This is a genomic window from Leptotrichia sp. OH3620_COT-345 (assembly GCF_003932895.1).
GTDB lineage: Bacteria > Fusobacteriota > Fusobacteriia > Fusobacteriales > Leptotrichiaceae > Pseudoleptotrichia.
Window position 1 is genome coordinate 1 of record NZ_RQYW01000045.1, and the last position, 2,489, is coordinate 2,489.

General features: G+C 35.8%; 1 pseudogene. It reads left to right on the top strand.

The features are described from left to right. Window positions 1–2,489: pseudogene (locus EII29_RS12235) on the top strand (autotransporter domain-containing protein); the annotation flags it as partial.

Sequence of the window (2,489 nt, forward strand, 5' to 3'; positions counted from 1 at the left end):
AAGGCGGATTTAAATTTAGTACCTAAAGCTGCAAATGTACCTACTTTACCTGATCCTGTAAGATTCAGTCCTATATCTCCAAATATAGTAATACCGGCTGATCCTGCGTTGCCTTTACCTCCTACTTTTGCAGTAGAATTAGGAGCAGACTGTAATAATAACTGTAGTAGTGCAACTTCGACACCAAGACAAAACGGTACGGGAACAAAACCGGGAAATCAAAATGTTACGGCTTTCTTACATTACACATGGAGTAATAATAGACTTGCTGAAAAAGGATATGCTTTTAAAATGTATGCTGAAACAGCAGGGACAGCAGATTTTATATTAGGTACTACAAGACCGACAGTTGCAAATAGCGAAATAATAACTGATAATGAAATATATTTTAATTCTTACAATACAGGAACTGAATTTCCTTCAGCAGTTGCCAATTCTCAAGGAGAAGATAAAAATCATCAATATTTCTTTGTAGGAGGATCAAGATTTATTGAGGCTGATAATGCAAGTACAAATTCGGCATCTCCTACTAAAATCTTAATTCCTACAGGGAAAATTCTTAATTTAGGAGGAATATTAACTTTGGGATTAGTATCTCAAGGAGACGCAACTCATGAAATCAATCAGGGAACTATAACTGATAAAAAAGAAAAAGATGATGCGTATATACAAAATATGCCTCAAAATTTAACTATTAAAGGTCCTACTACTGATTATATAATAAGAAGAAGTACAGACGGATATGTAGGATATAAAGTAGGGATAGCACTAGTGCAAGAACAGGGAACATATACAGGTAAATTGATAAATGATACAGGAGCTGAGATAGACTTTAGAGGAGAAAGATCAATAGGTGAATATGTTTATCTTCCAAGTTCAACCAATAACTCAGAAATGATAAATAAAGGAACTATAAGTATAAGCGGTAAAGAAAGTTATGGTATGAAAATAGCTGCTGCAAGCGGTGTTGATGCTTCAATGATAAATGAAGGAACAATCAATGTTCGTAAAAATCCTGATGGAAGTGATAAGGCTGATAATTCGGCAGCAATGGCTTTAATGTCTGATGGAAGCGTGTCAGGAGGAGTAAGTTTAGCAGCAGGAAAAGCTAAAAATTCAGGGACAATAAATATTACAGATGTGGAAAATTCATTGGGAACATATGTAAATATAGCTACAGATATAGAAAATACACCTACAGGTAAAATAAATATAAATTCAAAAATAGCAAAAGCAGCATCAGGAGATCAGTCTGTAAATATAGGTATGAGAACAGACGGCAATACAAATGCGAAATCTATAAATAAGGGAACTATAACTTTAGACGGCTCTTATGCAATAGGGATGTTGGCTTCGGGAGCTAAACTTATTAATACAGGAACGATAACTACAGGAACATCTATTTCTAACGGTGTCGGTATAGTAGGTATAAATAATGCCAATGTTGAAAATAGCGGAGCTATAAAAGTTACAGGTACAGGAGATACGAATAATATAGGAATATTTCTTAACACAAATTCAAAAGGAATAATAGGGACACCGGGGACAACTGCTCAATCTGTAGAGGTATCGGGAGATAACTCCACAGGTGTTCTTGTAACAAACAGAAGTACTCTAACAATGGCCGGAGGAGTAAAAGTATCAGGAAACAGTGTTTCGGGAATAGTTGCAAACGGTACAACGATTACTTTGAACGGTCCTGCACAGGTAGTAGTGGATAATAACGGAGGAGTATCATCTCCTATAGGTAATAAAGGTTCGTACGGCATAGTAGTAACTAATGGAGGAACTTTCATAGGTAATGGTACCGATATAACAACAAAAGTTACAACTGATAAGTCCATAGGACTTTATTCGGAAGGAACACTGGTAGTAAATAAAGCAGATGTTACTGCAGAAGACGGAGCTATAAACTTTTATGCACATAATGGAGCAATAAATATAAGAGGTGGAGGAAACTCGGAAACAGGACAAAAGTCTCTGCTTTTCTATACAAGTGGAAATAATGGAACAATATTTTTGGGTGGTCCTATGACGGCAACAATAAAAGGAGGAACTACCCCAAGTACAAGAGGAACTGCTTTCTACTATGAAGATAAAACGGTTGGTAATTACGGAACATTTGATACCGCTGCAATACAGAATTATTTTAACAATACATTCGGTAACGGAGCAAGCAGTACTTTAAATAATCTGACATTAAACATGGAAGTGGGTTCAAGACTGTTTGTAGCTTCCAATGTATTGATGAATTTATCAAATACGGACCCTACAAACCTTATGACGGGTATAGCGGGAGCACCTACAATAACAGGAAGTAACTATAAAACATTTATGTTGTATTTGAGTAAACTGATGGTAGATCAGGCAGTAGACTTGGATGATCCTAACAATCCTTACAATCAACTTGAAATAGCAAATTCGTCCATAGAAAATGCCAATGTGATGAAAGGAACTAAAAATAAACAGGTAGCAATGGCACAGGAAAA